Origin of the sequence: Corynebacterium yonathiae (assembly GCF_027570195.1) — a bacterium.
GTDB classification, from domain to species: Bacteria; Actinomycetota; Actinomycetes; order Mycobacteriales; family Mycobacteriaceae; genus Corynebacterium; species Corynebacterium yonathiae.
Genome location: NZ_JAKMUZ010000014.1, coordinates 1 through 23,488 on the forward strand (window position 1 = coordinate 1; position 23,488 = coordinate 23,488).

23 protein-coding genes are annotated in these 23,488 nt (G+C 58.3%); 16 read left to right on the forward strand and 7 right to left on the reverse strand.

Going from position 1 to position 23,488, the window contains the following annotated elements; translation table 11 throughout:
• The first annotated feature begins 83 nt into the window (after positions 1-83).
• The 5 genes from L8V22_RS07955 to L8V22_RS07975 all read left to right on the forward strand — a co-directional run bounded on the left by L8V22_RS07955 (position 84) and on the right by L8V22_RS07975 (position 4,828).
• Positions 84-782 (forward strand): response regulator transcription factor, encoded by a 699-nt coding sequence (locus tag L8V22_RS07955; RefSeq protein WP_269966444.1) that lies wholly within the window; start codon positions 84-86, stop codon positions 780-782.
• A complete protein-coding gene (locus tag L8V22_RS07960; RefSeq protein ID WP_238801818.1) occupies positions 779-2,338 on the forward strand; it encodes a HAMP domain-containing sensor histidine kinase in 1,560 nt (519 codons plus the stop codon). Before L8V22_RS07955 ends, L8V22_RS07960 begins: the two co-directional genes overlap by 4 nt.
• Before the next feature lie 108 nt (positions 2,339-2,446).
• On the forward strand, positions 2,447-3,895 hold the full coding sequence (locus L8V22_RS07965; RefSeq protein ID WP_238801817.1) for a S1C family serine protease: 1,449 nt from the start codon (positions 2,447-2,449) through the stop codon (positions 3,893-3,895).
• An 86-nt stretch (positions 3,896-3,981) separates the two neighbouring features.
• Complete coding sequence (locus L8V22_RS07970; RefSeq protein ID WP_238801816.1) at positions 3,982-4,590, forward strand: MogA/MoaB family molybdenum cofactor biosynthesis protein; 609 nt, start codon at positions 3,982-3,984, stop codon at positions 4,588-4,590.
• Between the two features lie 16 nt (positions 4,591-4,606).
• Complete coding sequence (locus L8V22_RS07975) at positions 4,607-4,828, forward strand: hypothetical protein (protein WP_238801815.1); 222 nt, start codon at positions 4,607-4,609, stop codon at positions 4,826-4,828.
• A gap of 64 nt (positions 4,829-4,892) precedes the next feature.
• On the opposite strand, the gene mscL is transcribed toward L8V22_RS07975, so the two are convergent.
• From mscL to L8V22_RS07990, 3 genes are all read right to left on the reverse strand, one after another.
• Positions 4,893-5,387 carry a large-conductance mechanosensitive channel protein MscL gene (gene mscL, locus L8V22_RS07980; protein ID WP_238801821.1) on the reverse strand — a complete coding sequence of 165 codons (495 nt, stop codon included), beginning with the start codon at positions 5,385-5,387 and terminating at the stop codon, positions 4,893-4,895.
• Positions 5,388-5,497: 110 nt separating this feature from the next.
• Positions 5,498-6,199: an SAF domain-containing protein gene (locus tag L8V22_RS07985; RefSeq protein WP_238801814.1), complete on the reverse strand. Its 702-nt coding sequence runs from the start codon at positions 6,197-6,199 to the stop codon at positions 5,498-5,500.
• Between the two features lie 48 nt (positions 6,200-6,247).
• Positions 6,248-6,823 carry a 5-formyltetrahydrofolate cyclo-ligase gene (locus L8V22_RS07990; protein WP_238801813.1) on the reverse strand — a complete coding sequence of 192 codons (576 nt, stop codon included), beginning with the start codon at positions 6,821-6,823 and terminating at the stop codon, positions 6,248-6,250.
• A gap of 68 nt (positions 6,824-6,891) precedes the next feature.
• Here L8V22_RS07990 and L8V22_RS07995 point away from each other — a divergent pair, with 68 nt between their 5' ends.
• From L8V22_RS07995 to sepX, 4 genes are all read left to right on the forward strand, one after another.
• Positions 6,892-7,818: a UTP--glucose-1-phosphate uridylyltransferase gene (locus tag L8V22_RS07995; RefSeq protein WP_238801812.1), complete on the forward strand. Its 927-nt coding sequence runs from the start codon at positions 6,892-6,894 to the stop codon at positions 7,816-7,818.
• Positions 7,819-7,874: 56 nt separating this feature from the next.
• Complete coding sequence (glp, locus tag L8V22_RS08000) at positions 7,875-9,185, forward strand: molybdotransferase-like divisome protein Glp (RefSeq protein ID WP_238801811.1); 1,311 nt, start codon at positions 7,875-7,877, stop codon at positions 9,183-9,185.
• On the forward strand, positions 9,185-9,895 hold the full coding sequence (locus L8V22_RS08005) for a GNAT family N-acetyltransferase (RefSeq protein ID WP_238801810.1): 711 nt from the start codon (positions 9,185-9,187) through the stop codon (positions 9,893-9,895). Before glp ends, L8V22_RS08005 begins: the two co-directional genes overlap by 1 nt.
• Before the next feature lie 143 nt (positions 9,896-10,038).
• On the forward strand, positions 10,039-11,436 hold the full coding sequence (gene sepX, locus L8V22_RS08010) for a divisome protein SepX/GlpR (protein ID WP_238801809.1): 1,398 nt from the start codon (positions 10,039-10,041) through the stop codon (positions 11,434-11,436).
• A gap of 14 nt (positions 11,437-11,450) precedes the next feature.
• On the opposite strand, the gene L8V22_RS08015 is transcribed toward sepX, so the two are convergent.
• On the reverse strand, positions 11,451-12,167 hold the full coding sequence (locus tag L8V22_RS08015) for a DNA-3-methyladenine glycosylase I (protein WP_238801808.1): 717 nt from the start codon (positions 12,165-12,167) through the stop codon (positions 11,451-11,453).
• 158 nt (positions 12,168-12,325) lie between these two features.
• Between L8V22_RS08015 and L8V22_RS08020 the strand changes: the two genes are divergently transcribed.
• Together L8V22_RS08020 and L8V22_RS08025 are read left to right on the forward strand one after the other, a co-directional pair.
• The gene (locus L8V22_RS08020) at positions 12,326-12,739 is read left to right on the forward strand and encodes a DoxX family protein (protein ID WP_238801807.1); all 414 of its coding nucleotides are present in this window, start codon (positions 12,326-12,328) and stop codon (positions 12,737-12,739) included.
• Positions 12,726-13,427: a zf-HC2 domain-containing protein gene (locus L8V22_RS08025; RefSeq protein ID WP_238801806.1), complete on the forward strand. Its 702-nt coding sequence runs from the start codon at positions 12,726-12,728 to the stop codon at positions 13,425-13,427. Before L8V22_RS08020 ends, L8V22_RS08025 begins: the two co-directional genes overlap by 14 nt.
• 17 nt (positions 13,428-13,444) lie before the next feature.
• Here L8V22_RS08025 and L8V22_RS08030 read toward each other — a convergent pair whose 3' ends face one another.
• On the reverse strand, positions 13,445-15,064 hold the full coding sequence (locus L8V22_RS08030) for a dolichyl-phosphate-mannose--protein mannosyltransferase (RefSeq protein WP_238801805.1): 1,620 nt from the start codon (positions 15,062-15,064) through the stop codon (positions 13,445-13,447).
• Between the two features lie 24 nt (positions 15,065-15,088).
• Here L8V22_RS08030 and rsmI point away from each other — a divergent pair, with 24 nt between their 5' ends.
• From rsmI to metG, 3 genes are all read left to right on the forward strand, one after another.
• Positions 15,089-15,943 carry a 16S rRNA (cytidine(1402)-2'-O)-methyltransferase gene (gene rsmI, locus L8V22_RS08035; RefSeq protein ID WP_238801804.1) on the forward strand — a complete coding sequence of 285 codons (855 nt, stop codon included), beginning with the start codon at positions 15,089-15,091 and terminating at the stop codon, positions 15,941-15,943.
• Between the two features lie 246 nt (positions 15,944-16,189).
• A complete protein-coding gene (locus tag L8V22_RS08040) occupies positions 16,190-18,046 on the forward strand; it encodes a BCCT family transporter (protein ID WP_269966445.1) in 1,857 nt (618 codons plus the stop codon).
• 152 nt (positions 18,047-18,198) lie between these two features.
• The gene (gene metG, locus L8V22_RS08045; RefSeq protein ID WP_238801803.1) at positions 18,199-20,031 is read left to right on the forward strand and encodes a methionine--tRNA ligase; all 1,833 of its coding nucleotides are present in this window, start codon (positions 18,199-18,201) and stop codon (positions 20,029-20,031) included.
• 110 nt (positions 20,032-20,141) lie between these two features.
• Here the strand turns inward: metG and L8V22_RS08050 are convergent, their stop codons facing one another.
• Together L8V22_RS08050 and L8V22_RS08055 are read right to left on the reverse strand one after the other, a co-directional pair.
• Complete coding sequence (locus L8V22_RS08050; protein WP_238801802.1) at positions 20,142-20,642, reverse strand: GNAT family N-acetyltransferase; 501 nt, start codon at positions 20,640-20,642, stop codon at positions 20,142-20,144.
• 10 nt (positions 20,643-20,652) lie between these two features.
• Positions 20,653-21,147 (reverse strand): GNAT family N-acetyltransferase, encoded by a 495-nt coding sequence (locus L8V22_RS08055; protein WP_238801801.1) that lies wholly within the window; start codon positions 21,145-21,147, stop codon positions 20,653-20,655.
• Here L8V22_RS08055 and L8V22_RS08060 point away from each other — a divergent pair.
• Positions 21,146-22,000 (forward strand): TatD family hydrolase, encoded by an 855-nt coding sequence (locus tag L8V22_RS08060; RefSeq protein WP_238801800.1) that lies wholly within the window; start codon positions 21,146-21,148, stop codon positions 21,998-22,000. The two genes, L8V22_RS08055 and L8V22_RS08060, sit on opposite strands and share 2 nt — an antisense overlap.
• 285 nt (positions 22,001-22,285) lie before the next feature.
• Positions 22,286-23,467: a resuscitation-promoting factor gene (locus tag L8V22_RS08065; RefSeq protein WP_238801799.1), complete on the forward strand. Its 1,182-nt coding sequence runs from the start codon at positions 22,286-22,288 to the stop codon at positions 23,465-23,467.
• Positions 23,468-23,488: the final 21 nt, after the last annotated feature.

Here is a 23,488-nt window from a genome sequence, read left to right on the forward strand (position 1 = left end):
TTCTCACCGTATTTGGGGGACCATGGGGGTAAATATTTCCCTTAACTTCATGAAGTTGACTGCCATAAGTAATAATTAGGACTATGAAAATCCTTGTGGTGGATGATGAACAAGCTGTCCGCGAATCGCTACGCCGTTCCCTACGTTTCAACGGCTACGATGTTCTGACCGCTAATGACGGCTTGGAGGCCGTGGAGGCGGTGCGTACTGAGAATCCAGAATTGCTCATTTTGGACGTCATGATGCCTAACATGGATGGCCTTGAGGTGTGCCGCACTCTGCGCAGCGAAGGCTGGGACCGCCCTATTCTCGTGCTGACCGCACGCGATGGTGTTTCGGACCGCGTTGCTGGCCTTGATGCCGGCGCGGATGATTACCTACCAAAGCCGTTTGCATTGGAAGAGCTTTTAGCTCGCGTTCGTTCTTTGGTTCGTCGCGCCTCTGCAGACTCCATTGCTACTGAAGCTCCCGTGGAGAGCAAACTCAGCTTCGAGGACCTTGAACTGGATGCAGATACCCGCGAAGTAAGCCGCGGTGGCCGCGCAATTTCTTTGACGCGCACTGAGTTTGCCCTGTTGCAGTTGCTTATGGAAAATCCCCGCAAGGTTCTCTCTCGTAGCAAGATCTTGGAAGAGGTTTGGGGCTACGATTTCCCTACCTCTGGCAATGCGCTCGAGGTCTACATTGGCTACCTGCGCAAGAAGACAGAGGCGGATAGTGACTCCCGCCTCATCCACACTGTGCGTGGTGTGGGCTATGTCTTGAGGGAGTCTAATCCGTGATTTTAAGGAAGCCCGCTTCCCCCGCGGTGGCTTCCGGGAATGAACAGTCCACGCCCGTTTCTGAGTTCTCCGATAGTCAGGGCAGCTGGGCCTCACGGGCGCCACTGCGGTGGCGCCTAGCTACTGTAACCGGCCTTGTAGTGGCGGTAGCTGTAGCCTTGATGACCTTGGCAACCTACTGGGTGGTTTCTATGTCCTTGACCGCCTCCGTAGATGACCGCCTGGAGGCCAAGGCTGATGTTTTGTTGCGGCAAAGCCAAGACCCCCGGTTCATGGACCACGTGGACCAGGAAATTGAGGACTTCAAGTCCTATAACCCCGGTACCCGGGTGGCCCTATCTCCGCCCTCTATGAGCTTTTCCTATGGCGATACTATTCCCGTGGGCGGGGACTTTCACCGGACCGAAGACTATACGGAAACCTCCGTGCGTACCGTCGGGGGCGAGCGCGTATTAGCTAAGCGTCACGACCTTGGCTCAACAGTTGTCGTCGCGCAGTCCCTAGCTCCTACCCAAGAGCTCATCGCCATCCTGGGTACGGTTCTCCTGATCATTGTTGCCATTGGCATTGTGCTCGCCATCTTTGCCGGACTCATCGTCTCTAAGACCGGTATGCAGCCCATTGCTAGGTTGAAGCGCGCAGTGGATTACGTGACGCAGACAAATGATCTGCGCCCCATTGAGGTCTCTAGTAATGACGAGATGGCCCAACTGACTACCTCCTTTAACCAGATGCTAGAGGCGCTGCAGGAATCTCGTTCGCAGCAGTCTCAATTCGTGGCCGATGCCGGACACGAGTTGAAGACACCGCTGACCTCAATGCGTACCAATATTGAGTTGCTGATGATGCTCAACCGCGCTGGTGGTGGCTTTGGCATGAGTGATGAGGACCGTAAGGACCTGGAAGACGACGTCATGTCCCAAATGAACGAACTATCCACTTTGATTGGGGATCTCGTTGATCTGGCACGCGAAGACGGCAACGAACGCGAGCCGGAACCGGTGGATCTTTGTGAAGTCATGATGTCTTCCCTGGAACGTGCTAGGCGCCGTCGTCCCGATGTGGAATTCTTGGTGCGCTTTATTCCGTGGGAGCTAGATGGCGATCCTTTCGCGTTGGGTCGTGCCACGCTTAACCTGATGGACAATGCGGCTAAGTGGTCGCCGGCTACTGGCACGGTTCGCGTTTCTATGGAACAACTATCCTCCCACGAGGTGCGGTTGCGCTTCGATGACTCCGGGCCGGGCATTGCACCCGAAGAGCGGGAAAAGGTTTTTGAGCGCTTCTACCGTTCTGCAGAGGCTCGCTCAATGCCGGGTTCTGGCTTGGGCTTGGCCATCGTTAAATCGGTGATTGAGCGTCACGACGGCACCATTAAAATCCGTGAGTCCAATGATGGCGGCACCCGTATGGAAGTGATATTGCCGGGCCAGCCCGTGCCGGGTGAGATCTTTGTAGATGGTTTGGCGGATCCGCAGGAGGGGCTGCCGGGTGGCAAAGAAGACCCGCGTGATCGCGGTGAAATCTTTGCACAACGCTGGTTTAACCAGGGGTGAGCAAGAGCCTTTATACTGGTGATGTCACACAGTTACCTTTCAGGAACTCCTAGTAGGTTGACAGATCAGTATCAGTCTTGACCAAGCGAAGTGAGGCATAGTTTTCTCATGAACATGAGGAATGACGATTACCGCGGCTTTGAAGGAACCTCCCCGGAGGGGGAGTCCCAAGAAGGCTCTAGTCGGGCCGAGCCGGTACACGGTGGTCCGAACTTTGGAGAAGGCGGCCAGCCGAGCGCAGACGCTGGCAATGCTGGTCCCTATAGCAACGGCGCCGGCGCGCAAGCATATGAGACTGGCTCCTACTCGCAAGGCTGGAACCAGCCGCGCGGCGGCGCGGAAAGCGCTGATCCGCACACAGCAGAAGCGCTGGGTCCGTACCCGAATGGACCGCAGACCCAAAGTTTTAACACTCAGGGGCAGGAAGGTCCGATGGTTACCCCGCTGCCCCCACAGCCGGAGCAAAAGAAGAAGATCGGCCTCGGCGCTGCCACTGCCTTGGCGGCCGTAACTGCCATCGCTGCGGGTTCTATCGCCGGAGCTGTTGTTGGAATGAACTCCGGGGGAGGAAATAACGATACGTCAGTGGTCAATGAGGCGCTCAAGGCCGAGCCGGCCAACAATAGCACTGGCAAGGAACCAGAAAAGGGCTCCGTTGAAGAGGTGGCCTCCAAGGTTTTGCCGGCGGTGGTTTCTATCCAGACGATGACTCGGACGGGCGGGGCAGAAGGCTCCGGTTCCGTTATCTCCCCGGACGGCTACGTGTTGACCAATCACCACGTGGTGGCCGGCGCCGAACAGGGCGGCATACTGCAGGTGACCATGAATGATGGTAGCAAGCATGATGCTGACGTAGTCGCCTCCGATGTGAATACTGACGTGGCCATTGTGAAAATCAAGGATGTTAAGGATTTGCCGTTCCTGCAGTTCGGTGATTCTGATTCCGTCGCTGTGGGGCAAGAAGTAGTCGCAGTGGGCTCTCCTTTGGGGCTCAATGCAACCGTAACCTCCGGTATCGTTTCTGCTAAGAACCGTCCTGTCCGTGCGTCCCAAGAAGGTGGCGAATCCTCCTTGATTGACGCCATTCAGACCGACGCCGCGGTTAATCCTGGCAACTCCGGCGGTCCGTTGGTGGACCGCGACGGCAATATCGTGGGCATGAATTCCATGATTGCTTCGCTATCGAGTAATTCCACCGGTGAGGGTGGCTCCATTGGACTCGGCTTTGCTATCCCGTCCAACTTTGCTAAGCGCATGGCAGATGAGCTGATCAACAACGGCAAGGTTACCCACCCGACCCTTGGCGTGAAGGTGCTGGCGCGTGACGACGGCAATGGTGCTCGCATCGCCGAGGTCGAGCCGGGCGGCCCAGCGGATAAGGCGGGTCTGAAGGATGGCGACATTGTTACCCGCGTCAATGATCGCTTGATCGAGAATGCCGATGCACTTATTGCAGCGGCGCGTTCGCAAGACTTTGGTGCGACGGTGACCTTGGAGGCTACCCGCGAAGACTCGGATGAATCCCGTCAGGTAGAGGTAACCCTCTCTGGCGAGTAAATTACTGTGCAAGAGCACTGTTAGGTGCTGAATGCGCCGTACCTCACCCCGCCGAAAGGCCATACCGCCCTAAACTAAGGAGAAATATGCCAGATTCGCAGCACGACTTGACCGACTCCGCGCAGCTGGAGGGCGAAGACAAGCACGATTCTTTGATGGATGTCGCCGAACCAGATGATGCCTTTCTGCTCGCCAGTGAGCAGGAGGATAGCGTAGCTGCCCCGCGCCGCGCTCTCATCGTTATTGTCACCGATCATCCTGGCGAGCAATCTGATAGCACCTCTCAGTTGGTAAGTGAGTTGCTTGCAGAGGCTAACTTCCGGGTTGATGGCGCCATTGTGGTCCGTTCCAAGAAGTCCAAGATCCGCCAGGCTATTGAGACCGCCGTGGTCGGTGGCGTGGACTTGGTACTGACCGTTGGCGGCACCGGTGTAGGCCCGCGCGATAAGACTCCGGAGGCTACGCGCTCGGTGATCGACAAGATGGTTCCGGGCGTAGCCCAGGCGCTGCGGTCTTCTGGACAAGCCTGCGGTGCGGTGGATGCCTGCACATCTCGTGGCCTGTCGGGCGTTTCTGGCTCTACTGTCGTGGTCAACCTTGCCTCTTCGCGCGCTGCGGTGCGCGATGGCATGGCTACATTGGCGCCGCTGGTACATCACCTCATTGATCAGCTGCAGCAGTCCAGCGTCCAGTAATCTCAAGGCATTTTCTATGACGTCTCGGAAGTATCGCCGGCGCGCATTCCGCCAATCGGATGCGGCCGATTATGATCGCAGCGCCGATCAGCCCGGTGTATCGGTGACACATGGGTCCGATGAAGGGCGAATCGTCACCGTAGATGACGCAGGCTCAGCCGCCGAAGCAGAAAGCGAGTCTGGCCAGCGTGATGAGCAGTTCTATCGGGAGAACCGGCCCCCGCACTATGGCGGTTAGTGCACAGGGAAATCTGCGGCCACGTAGCTAATAAAAGGTATGCAAAAGCCCGCGCAGGAAGGGGTTACTTGGCCTGGTGGCGGCCGCCGCCGGTGGAACCGTAGTCAGTGTCGGTCGCGGCGTCGGCGGAACCGTTGATCCCGGTGCCCGGGATCTCCTTAGCGGAAACGCTCTGGGCCTCAAGCAGGTCGCGGATTTCGGCAAGCAGCTCCTCGGAGGTTGGGGCGGGCGCCTCAGGGTCGACACCGTGGCGGCGCTTAGCGGCCTCGGTGAGCTTATTGATTGGCATCACGATGAGGAAGTAGACTACTGCGGCGATAATGAGGAAGTTGATCGCCGCAGAGATGACGGCGCCAAAGTCTACAAAGGTGTTTTCTGCATCCGTGATCTGGAAGCCAACGGCTCCCACCTCGGCGGATCCAAGGGAGTTAATGAGCGGCTGGATAATAGAATCCGTAATGGATTTGACGATTGCGGTGAAGGCAGAGCCGATGATGACCGCGGTGGCAAGTTCGATAACGTTGCCGCGCATGATGAAGTCTTTAAATCCCTTGAGCATGGTGAAATGCACTAACCTTTCTGGGAATAACTAACGGTTGCTAAAACCAAGGACAGTGCGAAACCTTAGTGGAGCCGGTAACCAACCACAACTGTTGTGTCTGAAAAGGTCTAGTGTTGTTGAGGGTGAGCGCGGTCACCAACTATGACGACGGTGAGTGGCTGGCTTAATGACGCCGCGGCAACATCATTGGCATGGTCATGGGGCAGCGCGAGCAAAACAGTAGACGAAGAAGCCTTGCCTTCAGCGTTAGAGGTGGACACCACGCGTCCGCCGGTGGCGATAACGCGCGTGGTGGGCATCGCAGGATCCGCACCCTCCTCGGCTGGGGCAGACCCGGCGTCCACCGCGGTCACCACGTCCACGGCATCGCCGTGATGTAAATGCGGAATAATATCGGGCTCGGCTAGTTTGACCGGAATCATCCGTCCTGCCGTGGCTTTGGGGCCGCCGACCAGGGTGGAGACTAGATCTTCTCCCAGAAGCCGGGCATCGGTTACTACCTCGCCCTTGCCGGCTGCGGCGGTGATAATGCGGCCGCGAAGTTCTTCTGGCTGTGCAGCTACCGCGGATTCGGGGATAGAGGAAGCCGGAAGTCGGGCCAACTCGACGTCGGCAAGCGCAAGCTCTGCTCCCGCCGGCAGATCGCGGCTAAAGACGGGCACGCGCGGTAGCTCCTTGGCTGCGGACAGGGCCGAGACAAGCGCGGCAATAAGCAGGGCCACTGCAATGGCGCGGCGTACTAATACGCCGCGGCGGTGGCCAGGGGTGCGAAGGGTGGAAAAGAGGCGGGGTAAACGCGAAGTGGACATACTCTTTTAGACTGCCCGAAGCCACGCATGGTTCCCACGCCCTGGAAATTAGAAGCAGGTGATGCCCTCAGCAGTAACGGCGGCATCGACCTTGCGGTCATGGTCTTCGGTAGGCAGTTCATCTACCAACTCGGCGGGGTAGACCATGGCGAAGACCGGTGGCTTGCCGTGGGGAAGCGGCTCTAATGCGCGGTCATAGTAGCCACCGCCTTTGCCCATGCGGTTGCCCTTGGCATCTACCGCCATGGCAGGGGCGAGCACCAGATCGCACTCGGCCAGCACGCTGCTATCAAAGGTCGGACCCTGCGGCTCATTCAAGCCCAGTGGGCTTTCGTGCATGGCCTCTTTGCCGCGGTATTCGGCAAAGGTCAACGTGCCATTCTTGCCGGAAATTGGCAAAAGGACGCGGGAGACATGTTCCTTGAGCCAAGGCACAAAGTCGGCGCCACCGGGCTCGGAGTCTAGTGGCCAATATGCGGCCACGGTCATGGACGCAGTGAGTTCGGATTCAAGGTGCTTGCGCACGGCGGCGGTAAAGGCAGCGCGGTCCTCGGTGGAAAGTTCGCGGCGGGCCTGGACCAAGCGGGCGCGCAGCTCGTTTTTAGCAGTGTTGGGAGACGTCATAAATAAATCATAGCCCCGCGGCGTAGCGGTGCACGGGAAAAATAATGTGGCGTTGTACGCTATTACGCATGGCTATAGAACGCGAAGATTCCGCACGCGGAATCACCACGGTTGTAGTTCCAGCGGCAGGTATGGGCACGCGATTTTTGCCCGCCACCAAGACGGTTCCGAAGGAACTGCTGCCCGTTGTTGATACTCCCGGCATTGAGCTCATCGCAGAGGAGGCGGCCTCTGTGGGAGCGCGCCGCCTAGCGGTGATTACCGCGCCTGATAAGCAAGAAGTCATGCGCCACTTTGAGGCTTTCCCAGAGTTGGTGGATACCCTTGAATCCCGTGGCAAGGATGAGCAAGTAGTCAAGGTCAAGCGCGCCAACCAGCTCATCCACCCCGTTGCGGTGGAGCAGAAAAAGCCCCTGGGTTTGGGCCACGCGGTAGGGCTGGCAGAAGAGGTGCTCGGCGAGGATGAGGATTCCTTCGCTGTCATGCTCCCAGATGACATCGTGCTGCCCGCCACTGTCATGGCGGACATGGCTCGAGTGCGCGCTGCTTTGGGCGGTAGCGTGCTGTGCGCCTTCGAAGTCCCGCGCGAGCAGACCTATAACTACGGCGTCTTCGACGTAGAAGATACAAATGCCCCCGGCGTTAAGAAGGTCGTGGGCATGGTGGAAAAGCCGGCGGTAGAAGATGCCCCGTCTAATCTTGTGGCCACCGGTCGCTACCTATTGGATCGCAAGATCTTTGATGCCCTGCGCCGCATTAAGCCAGGCAAAGGTGGCGAGCTGCAGTTGACCGATGCCATTGAGCTCCTCATTGAGGAAGGTGAGCCCGTCCACGTAGTAGTCCACCAAGGAAAGCGCCATGACTTGGGTAATCCCGGCGGCTATATTCCCGCTAATGTGGACTTCGGCCTGCGCGATGAAAAATATGGTCCCGCGCTGTATAAAGCGATTAAGCAGATTATGGCCGAGTATGAGGAAGAGCACGGCCTAGCCTAGGGAGGTTTCCCAGGGGCCGAGGACGCGGAAGCGAAGAAAGGGCGGGCAGAGACCTTATGCGTTCAGTGGATGACCAGTTGGCGCTGGTAACGGATGCGGCGACGACACCGGAGCCGGTACGCATCGGTATTTCCAACGCGCTGGGCTTAATGTGCGCAGAGGAAGTGCAGGCTAACCAGCCCCTGCCGGGCTTTCCGCAGGCAGCCATCGATGGCTATGCGGTGCGCGCCGTAGATATTGGAGGCGAGCGTGGCTTGAGGGTACGCCGTCCCAAAGGGCAGGAAGAACAGCCTGCGCAGGGCGAAGAGGAGTCAGAGCCCCAGCAGCCAGAGGTAGAGCGTTCCTTACCTGTGGTGGGTGAGGTTCCGGCCGGTTCCAAGCAGCCGCTGCGCCTGCAGCCTAAGCAGGCGGTGCGCGTGTATACGGGTGCGCCTTTGCCTACGCTTGCCGACGCCGTCCTCCCCCTCGAGTGGACCGATCGCGGCCGCAAGCGTGTCACCGCTCATCGCCCAGTGCGCTCCGGTGACTTTGTGCGCCGAGTAGGCGATGATATCCAGCCTGGTGATGTCGCCGTATCTTCTGGAACCGTGTTGGGCCCCGCCCAGATCGGACTTCTGGCCGCTGTCGGCCGCTCTAAGGTGCTGGTTTATCCTCGCCCGCGCATCACCATCATTTCCTTTGGCCGCGAACTGGTTGATTTGGACCAAGAGCCAGCACTGGGCCAAGTCTTTGACGTCAATTCTTATTCTCTTGCCGCCGCGGCCCGCGAGGCTGGGGCAGAGGTACATCGCGTTGGCATTGCCGAGGGCGAGCCGCGCCGCATCCGCGAGGCGCTGGAAAAGCATATTGCCCGCAGTGAGGTGCTGGTGATCTCAGGCGCGGTTGGCGGCGCAGGTGCCGAGGCCATCCGTGAGATTCTGGATGACCTTGGTGATGTCGATACCTCCCGTGTGGCCATGCATCCCGGCTCTGTCCAGGGGTTTGGCTTGGTAGGCGAGGAGCGCATCCCGACCTTTTTGCTGCCGTCTAATCCGGTGTCCGCGCTCGTGGTCTTCGAGGTATATATCCGCCCGCTCATCCGTTTGGCACTAGGCAAGCGCAATGCACACCGCCGCGTGGTGCGTGCCCGCGCGTTGAACCACATTGATTCGCGTCCTGGCCGGCGCGGATTCATCCGCGCGCGCTTGATGCGTGATGCGGAAACCGCAGACTATCTGGTGGAAGGCCTCGGCGGTGCTGCAGGCGCTCCGGCGCACCTTTTGGCTGGCTTATCAGAGGCCAATGCCATGGTTCGCGTACCAGAAGAGGTAACGGAAATTCGCCCTGGCGATGTGGTTGATGTGTTGTTTTTGACCCAGCGCAGCTAATGCTTGATCCCTTTGGCAACGCAGCGGATAGATTCCGCCATCCTGCTAGCGGCCCTACCGATGACGTGCATCCGGGGTGGCCGGAATCTACTCCCTTTGTGCGGCTGCCCTCTTCTTCTGTCTTCCCTTCTGGGGCGCGGCTGCGTTTGCGGCCGCTGCTGCGTTCCGATGGCCACGAATGGCGGCGGCAACGCATCGAAGATGAAATGTTCCTTCGCCCCGTTGAGCCGACCCAAACCGCTCCTTGGGCGGCGGCGCATAGCCAGCAGGCGTGGTGGAATCACCTGATGTACCTGCGCAACGCCGCGCGCGAGGGGCTGGTGGTCCCACTGGTCATTGAGGTCGAGGGCCAGTTTGTAGGCCAGATGACTTTGGGAAATATCCAGCATGGCAGCATTCGCGATTGCTGGATCGGCTACTGGGTATATTCCGCGGTCCACGGTGCTGGAGTAGCTACGGCCGCAACCGCCTTGGGAGTGGACCATGCCTTTGGGCGGGTGGGCCTACACCGAGTGACAGCCACCTATTTGGAGCACAATCCTGCTTCCGGTCGGGTTTTGGCCGCCAATGGGTTCCGGCACGAGGGGTACTTGCGGCGCAACCTGCATATCGACGGCGCGTGGCAGGACCACCACTACGTGGCGTTGGTAAGAGAGGACTACGCCTTTACTGCTGTAGATCGCCTCCGCCAGGCTGGTCGATTGGTATGAATCAGCTTCCCATTCACTGAGTTAACAACCTCAATTTTCACATAAGTCACAACATTGTAATTTATGTGTATTTAGGGTGCTACAGTGCGCTTTTACCGTTTAAGGTGGAGTAATCATCTGCATCCTAGGGGAAGGTCCTATTCGTGTCGACAGCTGTGCCGATTATCGCGATCATCGTGGTGTGGCTCTTCGTACTCGCACCGTGGCTATTGGGGAGGAATAATCGCCCTATGAGCCATACCGGTGAGGCCTTTGAGGATACTCGTGTCCTTTTCGAGGGAGATTCCGGCAAGGTTGCCGGCCGCCGACGCCCACGTTTGCGCGCTGATGATGTCCACCTCCGCGATGACCAGGATGAGGCGGACTATGAAGTGGTAGAGGCCGCAGACGCTGCCGAGGATGAACCGGATGTCGAGTCCATTAAAAATTCCTCGCGCTCGGTGACTATTGCCGGCGCCGCCCGCCGCGCTAAGTCTCAGCCTTTTGGCACCGGTAGCCGTGCGTTTACTACAACGGCGGCGTCTACCACTGATGAGGAATCCCCAGCAGAGGCGGACACTGTCGACGGCGAAGTGGTGGAGGAGGGCCTCGCGGAAGAAGGCGATTCTGCTGCTAAGCCACAGGCAGATGCGGTTCCGGCCTCTCGACAGCCTGATGCGGACCAGGCCGCTGATACCGGCGATGCAGACGATGCTGATGATGTTCTTCTTGAAGACGAGGAGGATGCCGCGGACAACGCCGCAAAGGATGATTCTTCCACTGTTGACGCCGCCGAGGCAGAGGTCTTTAGCGCTCCGGCAGTTTCTTCCGTGGCGAGCGATGCTTATGCTTACGACGAGACCTATACCTCCCCGGTAGATCTTATGTATCCGGGCGCTGTAGATAAGGCCGAAGTCAGTGAAAATGACGCTGCGGGTTCTGATGCCGCGGAGGATTCCGAGCCTCACTCTGCGAATGCGGCTGATGCCGAGCTCGCTGAAGAGCCGGCCAATGCCGCTGAAGTAGACGATGCCGGCATGGACACCGATCTATCCGAGGACGAGGTGGAATTTGCGCAGCGCCGCTTGGGCCGGGGTGGCTGGGATCCGGTAGCAGAAAAGGAAAAATCTGCTACTCGCTACCAGCGCCGCCAGCGCACACTGCTGGGCCTAGCGGTGGCCGTGGTCCTCACAGTGGCCCTGGGCATCGTGGTGGGCGGCTGGACCTGGTGGTTGGCTGCGGTCGCCGGAGTACTTACCGTGGTCTACCTGATAGCGCTTCGCGCCCAGGTTCGCCAAGAACAAGCACTCATGCGTCGCCGAGTACGTCACTTGCGCCGCGCCCGTTTAGGCGTGCGCAACGCGGACGATGAAGCATTGAAGATCCCGCGCAACTTGCGCCGCCCGGGCGCTGTGGTCGTGGAAATCGATGATGAAAGTCCCGACTTCGTGCACCTTCCGCTGAGCTATAGCGATGGTGAAGACGGCGACTTTGACGGCCCGCATGCCGGGCCCGACGGCTATGGCCGCCGCGATGACTTAGCAGCCCGCCGCGCTGGATAGGAATTGATGATGGCTTAGCTAGCGGCGCTTTGGGGCCCGGCGGAAGAGGCTGGCTGGGAGTGCGTGAGCGCGTTATATTCCTGGGCTAGGCCGTAATTCGGTACGCCGCTGTCGTGCCATACCCCGGAGGTGCCGCGGCGGTGAGAGCCGATGAGGTGAGTATCAATCATGCCGATAGCCTCCATGAGGGCGAAACAGGTAACTGGGCCGACGAAGCGGAATCCCTTCTTCTTTAGCTCGCGCGACATGAGCTTGGACTCGTAGCTCTTTTTCGGAATATCTTCCATCACGGTGGGGTAGAGGTTCTCTGGAGGTTGGAAGGCCCAAATGAACTCCGCTAGCCCGCCTTCTTCGCGCAGAGCAATGGTTGCTTTGGCGTTATTAATTGCGGCGCGGATTTTGGTTTCGTTGCGGATAATGGAGGCGTCGCCAAGCAAACGCTCAATATCTGCTTCACCGAACTGGGCAACCTTGTCCGGGTCGAAGTGACAAAAGGCCGCGCGGAAGGCCTCGCGCTTCTTTAAAACCACTGCCCAGGAGAGGCCGGACTGGAAAGACTCCAGGCTCAAACGCTCGTAGAGCGCAGCTTCATCGAAAATGGGCAGACCCCATTCGGTGTCGTAGTACTCCTTCAACATCGGCGAGGACATGGCCCAGGGCGGGCGGCCCAAACCATCATCGTCGTAGACCAAGGTGGTGCGATCTTCGGACTGCGTAGTTGATTCGCTCAAGGTGTTCTCCTTTAATTCTTCTGTGCGTGGTACCCATTGAAACAGCTCGTTCCCCGCAGAGCTGCTCCTTCCCCCCGCCAAAGGGCGAATTTCCCAGGAGTACGGGTCTAGCCCACTGCCTTCGCATCGGGAGAGTGGTTCAGGGTAATCTGTTCAGCATGAATAGACCTGCCGTACGCGATGCTGCACTGCTAATTTTTCGAGCGGTCCTCGGATTAATCTTTATCGCACACGGCGTGGACAAGATGTTTATGACTGGCATGGATGAAACCGTGGGGCAATTTTCCGCCCTCGGGGTGCCGCAGCCACAACTTTCTGGCTATATAGCCGCCATCGGGGAGATGGCGGGCGGAGCCTTCCTCGTCGTCGGGCTGCTCACCACCTTTGTCGCCGGTGCTCTTGCCTTGCTCATGGGGTGTGCCTTGTATTTCGTGCACCTGGGCCACGGCTTTTTTGCCGCCGATGGTGGAATCGAATACCCACTGGTCTTACTGCTATCTTTGCTGATGATCGTAATTTTTGGCTCCGGTCGAGCCAGCATGGATGGGGTGCTCAGCAATGTTGACGCATAGTCAAGTCCAAGCGGCGATCTCTGCCCAATTGGACGGTGAGCACTCGGATCTGCCTAAGGACGTCATTGATGCTCACCTGGAAAGCTGCGCCGAGTGCCGCGCTTTCCGGGATAAAGCGGCCGCGTTATCGCGCTCATTGAGCTTTGTAGAGCCCGCGGATTCCGGCATGGCGCCGCCAACGGACCTTTCTGAGGTCATTTTGGCCGGTGTGGAGCCGGAATGGCGGCGCACCTCGAGCGCTCGCCAAGCCAACCTCACGGTCGCGCGCGCCGCCATGGTGGCTATGGGCGCCGTCTTTGCGGTCTGGGCTGTGGTGCTTATCGTGCATGCCTCCGGGCTTGTGCCGTTGGGGGAGGATGCAAAGGTGCTTGATCCTACTGCGGATCCAGGGCGAGCCAACCTGTTAATGGAGGGCGCAGCGGTGCGTTTTGGCATGGCCTGTGGCCTATTGTTCAGCGCTTGGCGCCCCGCGGCGGTGACCGGCCTGCTCCCCGTTTCGGCCACGATGTTTGCCTTTCTCTTCGGCTTTGGCATGCGGGACATAGCGTTGGGCACCGTGACCATTGAGCAGGTGTATTTCCTTATTGCTACCGCGCTGGCAACTCTGAGCCTGGGGTGGGCTTGGGCAGCAGAAAAGGGCTACTTGGTGCGCGCTTGGTGGAAGTCCCTCAACGCGCAACCGCAATAAACCCCGTTGTCGTGCGGCTAAGTCCAGCTAGGCAGCCACATCATGGAGTGGTACCAGGAATCTGGAATCTTGTATCCGTACAAAATGGGAGAGAAATAGAAGAACATCGCTACTACCAGCGCTAGGTAGAATACGGCGGCGATAGTTCCCCAGCGCACGGGCCCGCCCGCTAGACTTTCCAGCCACCCCCAGCGCACCGGCCTGCCATGGCCGATGAGTTGGCCGAGTGCCAAGGCAATGAGCACGATGACAAAGGGGATAAAGGCGGTGGCGTAGAAGAAATACATCTGGCGGTCAAAGGCTGCAAGCCATGGCACAAAACCTGCTGCAAAGCCCACCAAGGGGATAAGAAAGGCGCGGTTGCGGCGAATGATGAGGGACCACAGTCCCCACAACACGGCCGGGATGACCAGCCACCAGATGGCCGGGGTGCCAAAGAGGTAGAGCATCTTGCGGCATTCGTTGCTGCCGTCGCCGCACTGCAAGTCGGTGGAGGAGTAGTACAAGATGGGGCGGGCAGCTACGAGCCAAGCCCATGGCTTGGAATCCCATGGGTGGTGGTGGCCACCGGAAGAGGTCAGGCTGGCGTGAAACTCTAGTACAGAGGAGTGGTAGTAGAACCAGCCGGCCAGGGAATCGGGCAGGTGCATCAGCCACGATCCATTCTCTATGGTGCCGTCAACCTTGGCGTGGCGGTATACGGCAGTCTCTGAAGAGAACCAGGCGCGCCAGGTCCAGGCGTAGAGCAGCACTGGAACGAGGACGATGGAGGCCAAGGCAGCGGGGGTATCGCGCACTAGGGTGCCTAGGATATAGCGGCGCACCCCGTAGCGCTTGCGCAGGGCAAGGTCGCTAAAGACGGACATCAGGCCGAAGAACATGATGAAGTACAGGCCGGACCACTTTACGCCCAAGGAAAGACCGAGGAAGACACCAGCGAGGAGACGCCACCAGCGAAATCCAAAACGCGGGCCGAAGGCCGAAGAGCCCATCCGGCCTTGTAGAAAAGCGGCGTGGAGGCGCTCGCGCATCTGATTGTGATCGCGGGCGAGCGCCCAGGCGGCGGCTACGACGAAAAAGACTTGGAAAATATCCAGCATGCCGAACTTGGAGGAGACCAAGAGCACGCCATCAAAGACGGCGATAAGGCCAGCCAGTGTTGCTACCTGCCAGGATAAAGAGACGCGGCGCGCGAGTGACATGGTCAACAATACGGTGGCTGCACCGAAGAGGGCCGTCATAAAGCGCCACCCCAGAGGGGAATAGCCAAAGACCCATTCGGATAGTGCCACGATCTGCTTGCCTAGCGGTGGGTGAACCACCAAGCCGTACCCGGGGTTGGTTTCAATGCCGCCGATGAAAAGGTTATCCCAGCTTCGCACCATGTCCCAGGCCTGCGGAACGTAGTGCTTTTCATCAAAGACGGGCGTGCCTTTTGATACGGGCGCGGTCAGTCCGACAAATCGGGTAAGGAGCGCGAGCACGCCGACGACGCTAGTGCTTATCCAGTCAGCCTTGCCCCACTGATAGGCGCGGGGTGCTGGCGGGGCCACGGTGTCGTGCGTGGTGCGCGATGGGGCAGCGGTAGCAATAGTCACTTGGTTGAGTCTAGGCGACAAGCTACCGCGACCGCGCATTAGAGAGTATGGAATGCTAGAGACATGTCTGATTTAGGTCTGGATCCATTACCGCGCGGGGTTATCCTCGCCGCCACGCCGCTGGGAAACGTGGGGGACGCCTCCGCGCGTTTAATGCATGCCTTGCAGCATGCGGACGTCATCGCGGCCGAAGACACACGGCGCGTGCGCAATTTGGCCCAGGCTTTGGGGATCGAGATTTCCGGGCGCGTGGTGTCCAATTTTGATCACAATGAAAAAGACCGTGCCCAGCAGCTTATCGACGCCGCCGCGGCCGGCACTGTCCTTGTTGTTACCGATGCCGGAATGCCGATTATTTCTGATCCGGGCCTGTCCATTGTGGCTGCGGCGGCCGAGCGCGATATCCCCGTGACCTGCTTTCCCGGACCTTCTGCCGTGCCGACAGCCCTGGCACTGTCTGGCCTAGGCGTGGGGCATTTCCTCTTCGACGCCTTTCCTCCCCGCAAGCCCGGGCCCCGCAGAGCCTGGCTGGAGTCATTACAGAATGAAAAGCGCGCCATTGTCTTCTTCGAATCGCCCCACCGCGTGGCCGAAACACTGGCAGAGGCAGCGGAGGTTCTCGGCGCCGATCGCCCGGCCGCGGTGTGTCGGGAGCTGACCAAGACTTATGAAGAAGTACGCCGCGGCAGCTTGCGTGAGTTGGCCGAGTGGGCGGCAGAAGGAGCCCGGGGAGAGATCACCGTGGTAATTGAAGGCGGTACTGCCGCGGCCGCCACCGCCGCAGATTTGGTTCCCCAGGCGCTCGAATTGGCGGCAGCGGGAATGCGGCTAAAGGACGCCTGTAAGCAGGTAGCGAAGAGTACCGAAGTTTCCAACCGCGAGCTTTACGACGCCGCTTTGCAAGCCCGCAAGTCTTAGACAGCATTGTTTTTCGACTACGTCCCACCTTGCAGCACCCGTAGACAGCTTCACTAATGGTCCCTTTGTAATTGAATTGTTATAGTTTTCGGGCGTGTGAGCGGCTTAAAGCGCTATCTACATGGGGAAATGAAGCGTAAAAATCCTTCAGATAATCGTGGAAAATCCCTGGCAAACGGCGTTGAGCAGCGAAGTTTATGCGTAAATCGTTTGATAATTGGGCAGTCCGGCACCACTGTATAGTTCATGACAAACTCGGATAACATGGGCACAGGCGTGCCAGAAGAGGGAAAGGAACCGGTCGGCGCACAGGCGCAGCCGGCTTCTGCTTCTTCGAGCGAGCAGCCTATTGAGAATTATCAGACTGTAGATGAGCAGCTGGACGCACAATCTGCCACCGGCCAGCTGCAGGATATGATTCACTCCGATGGTTTCCACCCGGAGCGCTACGACGATCCTGAGGTGGAAATTGCGGCCGATCGTGACAATATGCCAATCGATTGGTCCATCGTTGGCATCGCGGGCGTGCTGATTGCCGCGATCGTCGTCTGGGGCCTGGCCGCTCCGGATAACTTTGCAAACTTCTCCTCTTCGGCTCTGACCTGGGTCGTAGACAACTTTGGATGGGCTTATATTCTCTTCGGCACCGTCTTTGTGGTGTTCGTTGTCTTTATTGCTGCCTCCAAGTTTGGCTCCATCAAGTTGGGCCGCATTAATGAGGAGCCGGAATTTTCCACGCCATCGTGGATCGCCATGATGTTTGCCGCTGGTATGGGCATCGGCCTGATGTTCTACGGCGCCTCTGAGCCGCTGGCTAACTACCGTGACGGAACTCCGGGCCAGGGCACTGGCAACGTCGGTTCGTCCATGGCCTATGCCATGTTCCACTGGACGCTGCACCCGTGGGCCGTCTACGCCATCGTTGGCCTGGCTATTGCCTACTCCACGTTCCGCATTGGCCGCAAGCAGCTATTGAGCCAAGCCTTCGTGCCGCTTATCGGCGAGCGTAATGCTAATGGTGCGGTGGGCAAGTTCATCGACATCCTGTCCATTTTCGCCACCGTCTTCGGTACCGCCTGCTCCTTGGGCCTGGGTGCCCTGCAGATTCAGGCCGGCCTGAAGGCTTCCGGAATCATCGATAACCCCACCAACTCCGTGGTTATCGGTATTGTGTTGGTTCTGACCCTTGCGTTTATGCTGTCTGCGATGTCCGGCGTGGGCAAGGGTATTCAGTACATCTCTAATGCGAATATGGTCCTCGCCGCAGTGTTGGCTATCTTCGTGTTCATCTTGGGCCCGACCGTTACCATCCTGAACCAGATTCCTGGCTCCATTGGTAACTACCTGAACTACTTCACCGAGATGATCGGCCGCACCGCCGAGTCCGAAAACGGCGCCGCCGCTGAGTGGCTATCCGGCTACACCATCTTCTACTGGGCATGGTGGGTTTCCTGGTCTCCGTTCGTGGGCATGTTCCTTGCACGCATTTCCCGCGGCCGTTCCGTTCGCGAGTTCTGCTTGGGCGTACTGCTTATCCCAGCTGGTGTATCTACCCTGTGGTTCGCTATCTTCGGCGGCACTGCTATCCACATGGAGCAAAACGGCGAATCTATTACCGGTGAGTCTGCCGAGGAAGAGCTGTTTAACCTCCTGCAGTCCATGCCTGGTGGCTTCGTTGCCGGCATCGTCGCGGCAATCCTTCTGGCTACCTTCTTCATCACCTCTGCGGACTCCGCTTCCACGGTGATGGGCTCCATGTCCCAAAATGGTGCTTCCACCGCTAAACCATGGCTATCTGCCGCATGGGGTGCACTGACTGCCTTGGTAGGCCTGACCCTGCTTTTGGCTAATGAGGACGCACTGTCTAACCTGCAGAACGTCACCATCGTTGCCGCATTGCCATTCCTGTTCATCGTTATCGGCCTGATGTTCGCCATCTACAAGGCGTTGAGCGAGGATATTATCTACCTTGAGTACCGCGAGGCACAGCAGTTCCAGCGCAGGATGGCCCGCGAGCGTCGCCTGCACCGCGAGTACCAGCGCACGCAGGTTCTCAAGAAGCGCCGCAATGAGCGTTTGAAGCACCCGATGAAGCGCAAGTAAAACGCGCCTTGCTCGGTTGCCTAGATAGCGCCCATCGTTTCCACAGCAGTGGGGAAGCGGTGGGCGCTTTCTGCTGAAAATGCGGTTCACCTGCGAGGCAAATATTCGCCCTAATCGTGTGGGCAGGAGTCGGCTTCGATAGAGTAGAACCCATGACTGAGTCTGTAGTAGTTAATGTTGCTTGGCCCTACGCCAACGGCCCGCGCCACATCGGCCACGTGGCCGGCTTCGGTGTACCTTCCGACGTCTTTGCACGTTTCCAGCGAATGCGTGGCCGCAACGTTCTCATGGTCTCTGGCACCGACGAGCACGGTACTCCGCTATTGGTTCAGGCGGACAAGGAAGGCGTCTCTGTTCGGGAACTTGCAGACCGCTACAACCGTCAGATCGTTACCGACTTAGCCAACTTGGGCTTGTCCTACGATCTCTTTACTCGCACTACCACCCGTAATCACTACTCCGTAGTGCAGGAGCTATTCAAGGGCCTTTATGCCAACGGCTACATGCTCAAGGAGACCACTCAGGGCGCTATTTCGCCGTCTACTGGGCGCACCCTGCCGGACCGCTATATCGAAGGCACCTGCCCCATCTGCGGTGCGGATGGTGCCCGCGGCGACCAGTGCGATGAGTGCGGCAATCAGCTTGACCCTGTGGACCTGATCAATCCCGTTTCCAAGATCAACGGCGAGACCCCGAAGTTTATTGAAACCGAGCATTTCCTGCTGGATCTGCCATCCATCAAGGATGAGCTGCAAAAGTGGCTTTCTACCCGCGAAGATTGGCGCCCGAACGTCCTGAAGTTCTCCTTGAACCTGCTAGAAGATATGCGCCCGCGTACCATGACGCGCGATATTGACTGGGGTATTCCGATTCCGGTCGAGGGTTGGCAGGACAATAATGCGAAGAAACTCTACGTGTGGTTCGACGCGGTCATCGGCTACCTGTCTTCTTCCATCGAGTGGGCATATCGAACCGGACAGCCTGAGGCGTGGAAGGATTTTTGGCAGAACCCAGAGGCTCGCCACTATTATTTCCAGGGCAAGGACAACATCACCTTCCACTCCCAGATTTGGCCGGCCGAGCTTTTGGGCTATGCCGGCAAGGGCAGCAAGGGCGGCGAACTCCACCAGTACGGCGAGCTGAACTTGCCTACGGAAATCGTCTCCTCCGAGTACTTGACCATGTCGGGCTCCAAGTTCTCCTCGTCCAAGGGCGTTGTCATCTACGTCAAAGACTTTTTGGCGGAGTTTGGCCCTGATGCTTTGCGTTACTTCATCGCCGTGGCTGGGCCAGAAAATAACGACACGGACTTTACCTGGGATGAGTTCGTGCGCCGTATCAACAACGAACTGGCCAATGGGTGGGGAAACTTGGTCAACCGCACCGTATCCATGGCCTTTAAGAATTTCGGCGAGGTTCCTGCACCGGCGGGGCTGGAAGAAAAAGATAAGGAAATCCTGCAGCTAGCGGAGGAGACCTTCGATACCGCCGGAGCCTTGCTGGAGCAGTCCAAGTTCAAGCAGGCGATTACCGCGATCATGCACGTTGTGGGCGAGGCCAACGCGTATATTGCAGACCAAGAGCCCTGGAAGCTGGCTAAGGATGAAACCCAGCGCGAGCGCCTAGCCACTGTGCTGTGGACCGCCCTCCAGGTCGTTTCTGACTGCAATGTCATGCTCACGCCGTACCTGCCGTTTACCGCGCAGAAGGTGCACGAAACCCTAGGCCGCAGCGGCGTGTGGGCGGCCCAGCCAGAGGTACGCGACGTTAAGGACGATATTCCAGTAGAACTCGTGGGCGCTGGTCTGCCGCCAGAGGGCCACGAATATCCGGTCATCATGGGAGACTATACCCAGCAGCAGGCAAAGTGGGAGCGCATTCAGGTAGAGCCAGGAGTCACGCTGGCGAAGCCGAAGCCGCTCATCTCCAAGCTGGACCCAGAGCTGGGTGAGACTGGCCCAGAGTGGGCTCCTGTCTCCCAGTAGCACCATATAAATAGCCGCGTTATTGCCCTCTTTTTACGAAATTAAGGGCATAACGCGGCTATTTGTGTGCTCCGGCGCTTTGTCGTGGAGCGGCTAGGAAAACTTGGCGGTTAGTGCTGGAAATCGCGCTGTAGGTGCACCAGGCCGAGGCGGACGCCATCCTTAGTATGGATATTCGGCATGCGGCCGGTCTCGGTAAAGCCGAACTTCTTGTGCAGGGCAATAGAGCCCTTGTTGGTATCGACGATATAGGTGATCATCGTCTGCACGTAGTCGTCATCGGCTGCATGGTCCATGAGGGCGTCGAGAAGCTCGGAGCCCACGCCCTTGCCCTGGGCGGAGGGGGCAATATAGACGGAATCTTCTACGGTGCCGTAATAGATGGCGGGGGTTACAAATTGGAAGTAGGCCGCCCAGCCAATGATTTCATCGTCGTGTACGGCGACGAAGACCGGGGAGCCAGCCTCAAACATCTCCTTGAGCCACTCTTCGCGGTCGGCCACATCTTCTTGCCAGGTGACCAGGTTGGCGGCGGGTTTCGCTGCGGAGCCGGCGTTGTAGATAGCGGTGAGCGCGGGGGCGTCGGCAAGCTCAGCAGGGCGGATATGCATAGAAATTCCTTTACACCAGAAGTTGTAGGTGGGCGAGGTTCAGCCAATGATCGAACTTGTAGCAAACCTCTTTAAGAGTACCCACGTTTTCAAAACCGAACTTCTCATGCAACTTAAGCGATGCCGCATTGGTGGAGACGATGAGGGCGAGCAGTGAATGTACCTTCTTATCGGTACGGGCCTCCTCAATCAAGGCGCTCAGGAGGGCGGTGCCCACGCCCTTGCCCCGGGCAGTCGGGGAAAGATAGATGGTGGTCTCATAACAACCAGTCCACACCTGTGGATCGCGGTAGGGATGGTAGAGCGCCCACCCCAGGTAGTCGCCAGAATCGGACTCCGCAATGAAGCAAGGGCAATCTTCTTCCCAGATATGGCGCAGGTAGTCCTCGCGTTCGGCGATGCTGGCCGGGTTAGTGCGGAAAATAACGTCGGTGTGCTCGATAGCCCAGTTGAGGGTTTCGGTCATAGCGGGCACATCCGCAAGACCGACGGGTCTGATCAACATGGCAGCCAATATTACAATTGCGAACATGGCTAAAAAGAAGCGACGTCGCACTCCCGTTCCGGCACCGGGCTTAAGCGGCCTTACTGATGCACACACGCACCTGTTTTCTCATAAGGACACCGATGAGGTGCTGGTCAATCGCGCGCGCACCGCCGGCGTTGGCCGCATGGTCACGGTAGGCGATGACCGCCGCGAGTCGGAGGCTGCACTGGCTACTGCTCATGCCTTCCCGGATGTTTATGCTGCTTGTGCCATCCATCCAGTGCGCGCCAATGAGCTGGATGCACCAACTAAGAAAGCGCTCGAGGAGATGGTGGCGGATCCGCGTTGCGTAGCGATAGGGGAGACTGGCCTGGATGCGTACTGGGTGCATCACGAGCCGGAGACTACTGCGACCATGGCCCAGCAAGAGGAATCCTTGCGGTGGCATATTGATCTTTCGGTGCGCCAAGGCAAGACGCTAATGATCCACAACCGCGAGGCGGACGCGGATTTAATGCGCATTCTTGCCGACGCCCCCGCTCCCGCTACCGTTATGCTGCACTGTTTTTCTTCGCCGCTGAAGGTGGCAGAGGAGGCCCTGGAGCGGGGCTACGTATTGTCCTTCGCTGGCAACGTAACCTTCAAGCGCAACGCCGAGCTGCGGCAGGCGGCGGCGAAGGCGCCGGCCGGCCAATTGTTGGTAGAAACTGATGCGCCGTATATGACTCCAGAGCCCTACCGTGGGCAACGCAATGAGCCCGCTCTTATCGGCCACACATATGAATGTATCGCCCGCGCGCGCCATCAGACGGTGCAGGCGCTTGTGGCGGAGGTAAACGACACCTTTGATCGCGTCTACGGCCTGAACTAATGCCTGGGTGATGGTTTTCACAAAAATAAAACCCGCTGGTCAGGGGTGGCGTGGGTGTTTGTTGTGACGGCTGTGTGCTCAGTGAGACGTGTGGCGGATTAGTCCTCGACTTTATGTTGCTGTTATCGTATCGTTATTAAACGTTCGTTTAGGTTTTAGTATCCCGCAGCGCCGCCTTTGGTGCGGCAGCAGCGGATCTGAGCACAGCAATTGCCTGCGAGGACAACTTTGCTGGCCTAAACTCTTGTAATTGTTGAAACCTGCACTACCGGAGATTTATCCAGCATGTCACCTCATCAGATCAAGCGCATCAATAACTCCCGCTCGCTGCCACTGCGCCTGGCAACGGGTGGCGTACTGGGCACCCTGGCCGTTGGCGGTGTGGTTGCCGTAGCGTCACAAAAGGATGTCACCGTGGACATCAACGGCGACAAGGTGGAGCTGGCTACTTTTGCTAAGGACGTCGACGGTGCGCTGGAAGCAGCTGGCGTCCAGGTAGGGGAGGAAGACATTGTCTACCCCGCCCCCTCCGAATCTGTGGGCGATGGCGATGAGATTTCCGTGCGTACCGCAAAGCCGGTGGCTGTGACTATCGATGGCGTGCAGCAACAGCTGTCCACCACCGATCTCACCGTCTCTGACCTATTGGGCAACCTAAGTGGGGTGGCCAAGGGTGCTTCTATTAAGTCTGGCGACTCTGACGTGGACGAGGATGCCCAGCTAGAAGAGGGCATGAACCTTGAGGTTGTTTCCCCGAAGATCGTCAAGATTAATGACGGTGGCAAGGTAACCTACACCAAGATTGCTGCCAAGACCGTCGAGGACGTTCTTAAGGCTCGCAATATTGACGTTGACGATGATGATCGAGTCTTCCCATCCAAGGACACCAAGGTTACCGACGGTATGTCCATCAAGGTAGATCAGGTTTCTACCACCGTCTATGACTCGGAAGAAGAGTTTGATGCCGAGCCAAACTTCGTCGATGACCCAGAGCTTGAAGAGGGCACCGAGGAGGTCCGCGAGGAAGGCGTTAAGGGCAAGCGCGTTATTACCCACAAGCTGGTAATGAAGGACGGCGCCAAGGAATCTAATGACGTCATCAAGGAAAAGGTGACCGTAGAGCCTAAGGCTGCCACCATCGCCCGCGGCACCAAGAAGGCCGAGGAAGCTAAGCCAGAGGAGGGCGGCAACTCTGGTGCTGCTGCTCCGGCAGTCGCCGATGGCTCCGTCTGGGATTCCATTGCACAATGTGAGGCCACCGGCAATTGGTCTATCAATACCGGCAATGGTTTCTCCGGCGGCCTGCAGTTTACTCCATCGACTTGGGCCGCATTCGGTGGCACTGAGTACGCACCGGAAGCATGGCAGGCTTCCCGCGAGCAGCAGATTGCCGTAGCGGAAAAGGTGCAGGCCGCGCAGGGTTGGGGCGCTTGGCCAGCATGTACTTCCAAGCTGGGCCTGCGCTAAACTGAAGCGCCTTATCGCCGC

Excerpts from the sequence above, each read along its gene's own strand:
- L8V22_RS07955 (WP_269966444.1), top strand. The coding sequence starts at position 84 with ATGAAAATCCTTGTGGTGGATGATGAACAAGCTGTCCGCGAATCGCTA.
- L8V22_RS07965 (WP_238801817.1), top strand. The coding sequence starts at position 2,447 with ATGAACATGAGGAATGACGATTACCGCGGCTTTGAAGGAACCTCCCCG.
- L8V22_RS07970 (WP_238801816.1), top strand. The coding sequence starts at position 3,982 with ATGCCAGATTCGCAGCACGACTTGACCGACTCCGCGCAGCTGGAGGGC.
- L8V22_RS07975 (WP_238801815.1), top strand. The coding sequence starts at position 4,607 with ATGACGTCTCGGAAGTATCGCCGGCGCGCATTCCGCCAATCGGATGCG.
- mscL (WP_238801821.1), bottom strand. The coding sequence starts at position 5,387 with ATGCTCAAGGGATTTAAAGACTTCATCATGCGCGGCAACGTTATCGAA.
- L8V22_RS07985 (WP_238801814.1), bottom strand. The coding sequence starts at position 6,199 with ATGTCCACTTCGCGTTTACCCCGCCTCTTTTCCACCCTTCGCACCCCT.
- L8V22_RS07990 (WP_238801813.1), bottom strand. The coding sequence starts at position 6,823 with ATGACGTCTCCCAACACTGCTAAAAACGAGCTGCGCGCCCGCTTGGTC.
- L8V22_RS07995 (WP_238801812.1), top strand. The coding sequence starts at position 6,892 with ATGGCTATAGAACGCGAAGATTCCGCACGCGGAATCACCACGGTTGTA.
- glp (WP_238801811.1), top strand. The coding sequence starts at position 7,875 with ATGCGTTCAGTGGATGACCAGTTGGCGCTGGTAACGGATGCGGCGACG.
- L8V22_RS08005 (WP_238801810.1), top strand. The coding sequence starts at position 9,185 with ATGCTTGATCCCTTTGGCAACGCAGCGGATAGATTCCGCCATCCTGCT.
- L8V22_RS08020 (WP_238801807.1), top strand. The coding sequence starts at position 12,326 with ATGAATAGACCTGCCGTACGCGATGCTGCACTGCTAATTTTTCGAGCG.
- L8V22_RS08025 (WP_238801806.1), top strand. The coding sequence starts at position 12,726 with ATGTTGACGCATAGTCAAGTCCAAGCGGCGATCTCTGCCCAATTGGAC.
- L8V22_RS08030 (WP_238801805.1), bottom strand. The coding sequence starts at position 15,064 with ATGCGCGGTCGCGGTAGCTTGTCGCCTAGACTCAACCAAGTGACTATT.
- rsmI (WP_238801804.1), top strand. The coding sequence starts at position 15,089 with ATGTCTGATTTAGGTCTGGATCCATTACCGCGCGGGGTTATCCTCGCC.
- L8V22_RS08040 (WP_269966445.1), top strand. The coding sequence starts at position 16,190 with ATGACAAACTCGGATAACATGGGCACAGGCGTGCCAGAAGAGGGAAAG.
- metG (WP_238801803.1), top strand. The coding sequence starts at position 18,199 with ATGACTGAGTCTGTAGTAGTTAATGTTGCTTGGCCCTACGCCAACGGC.
- L8V22_RS08050 (WP_238801802.1), bottom strand. The coding sequence starts at position 20,642 with ATGCATATCCGCCCTGCTGAGCTTGCCGACGCCCCCGCGCTCACCGCT.
- L8V22_RS08060 (WP_238801800.1), top strand. The coding sequence starts at position 21,146 with ATGGCAGCCAATATTACAATTGCGAACATGGCTAAAAAGAAGCGACGT.
- L8V22_RS08055 (WP_238801801.1), bottom strand. The coding sequence starts at position 21,147 with ATGTTGATCAGACCCGTCGGTCTTGCGGATGTGCCCGCTATGACCGAA.
- L8V22_RS08065 (WP_238801799.1), top strand. The coding sequence starts at position 22,286 with ATGTCACCTCATCAGATCAAGCGCATCAATAACTCCCGCTCGCTGCCA.